Source organism: Microcoleus sp. OTE_8_concoct_300 (assembly GCF_031383065.1).
In the GTDB taxonomy this organism is placed as follows: domain Bacteria; phylum Cyanobacteriota; class Cyanobacteriia; order Cyanobacteriales; family Microcoleaceae; genus Microcoleus.
The window spans coordinates 1-1,368 of record NZ_JANMZH010000025.1 but is presented as its reverse complement, the minus strand read 5'-3'; the positions used below and the strand labels follow the sequence as shown (position 1 = coordinate 1,368).

Annotated in this window: 1 protein-coding gene; it reads right to left on the bottom strand. The window is 43.5% G+C overall.

Annotation, left to right across the window (positions count from 1 at the left end):
- Nucleotides 1–958 (bottom strand): glycosyltransferase family 2 protein (locus ACUVJL_RS01500; protein WP_445244232.1); only part of this gene is annotated, 958 nt, incomplete at its 3' end.
- Between the last annotated feature and the right edge of the window lie 410 nt (nucleotides 959–1,368).

Here is a 1,368-nt window from a genome sequence, read left to right as displayed (position 1 = left end):
TCAATGGCGGCAGGTTTTGGAAAAAGATTTCTCGGTATTCGGTGAATGTTAACTCTGATTGACCGCGAATCCGCCGCAGTTGGTTTTCTTTAACGCAGTCTATGACTAGACGCTTGTCCAACCAATATTTATCTGTTAAAGAGTTGCCCAAAACTCGGTAGTTTCCTAAGGGCATTTTTGTACCTAGCATCCCGTGCTTTTGAGCTAGTCTGGCCGTGAACTCGGTATCTGCTCCTACTTTCCACTCTAAAAATCCTCCCATTTCTAGGATAGCTTCTCGTTCTACTAATAAAGCTGTGGGAAAAACCCAGGGAATCGTGCCCTTTTCTTGAACCTCCTGCAATTCTTCTTGATTTGTAGGATATGTGGGGATGTAGCCGACTTTGTTGCCACGCTTGTCTATATAGCGGAGAGCGTGACAGACTGATTTAATTTCTGGGTGCTGTTTTAACATTTTCAAACATTCTTCTAGTTTGTTTGGTTCCCAGGTGTCGTCGCTGTCTAAAAAGGCGATAAATTGTCCGGTTGCTGCGGATATCATTAGATTTCGGGATTTGTAAGCTCCTAAGTTTGTGGGGTTTTTGTAATACTTAACTCGCTGGTCTTTCGCCGCCATGTCGGTGACGGTGTTTTCCGTACCGTCGGTCGAACCGTCGTCAATTACTAGGATTTCTATATTCTGGTGAGTGCCGTTGAGCGCAGATTCGATCGCTTCGCCAATTGTGTCTTTGGCGTTGAATGCCGGCATAATGATGCTAACTTTTTCTGGGTGAAAAGTTGTGCTAATTTCAGACGCTGCTGATTCTTCTAGCGTGGTTCTGGCTTGGGGGACTGCGGGCGAAGCAGTGCTGACTTTTTCGGTGTTTAACTTTTTCTCGATCGCACCTTCGCTCGCTCTGTTAGTCATGTTTTTAGCATTTAGTCCGGGGATGAATGCGCTGATATTTTTGGTCTTCATAACGTTGCTTTTAATTTTGGTTTGAGGTTGTTCTACTTACTTAAGTAGCCATTCTAGCAGGCGAGGGGGACGCCGACCACCATGGCTACATATAATCTTTTTTTAATACTTACTTAACATTTCCGACAATTGGACTTAGAGTGTAGTGTATTTAACAAAGCTATCGGACTGATTTGAATAGTAAATTTGCGGTAGTTAAAGATTCTTATCCGAAGTAAAATTACATCCATGCCTTTAGAAGGATGTTTTTTAAGCTTTAGTATAGTAGATAGAACCGGGGGGAAAATGTTTTCAAAGTTAATGGGTAAAGTGCGAATTTATACTTTTTTCCTAACAGTCTTGGTTTGCGGCGCCTGCCAGCAGCAGCTACAGCCAAACTTGCAGCAGCAGCGCAGCAAACAGGGGATGGC